At 36.5% G+C, this 263-nt stretch carries 1 protein-coding gene; it reads left to right on the forward strand.

The genetic code is table 11. From position 1 onward, the window contains the following. A partial coding sequence (locus SB752_RS32680) for a hypothetical protein (RefSeq protein WP_410719543.1) occupies positions 1 to 263 on the forward strand: 263 nt, incomplete at both ends.

Genomic DNA, 263 nt, shown 5'->3' on the forward strand with positions numbered 1-263 from the left:
TCCTCTGCTGATGTTTTGCCAGACCAATAATTTTGACCTTGGTCAATTATCCTTTCCGATAGACATATCGGCCATAGAGAAAAAATATGAACTGGATAAAAACAGTGATCTGTCAGGTGTTATTGTTTATAATAGTACTGATGCGGCATTGCTGCAATTCTCAGGGTATTCCTTTTCAGGAACTCTTAACAAACAGGAAACCTCCATATTATCTAATAATTATGTGTCTTTCTACGAGAACAGGACATCAAATAAGGTGAATG

Source organism: Brevibacillus sp. SIMBA_040, assembly GCF_046535075.1.
Lineage (GTDB): Bacteria > Bacillota > Bacilli > Brevibacillales > Brevibacillaceae > Brevibacillus.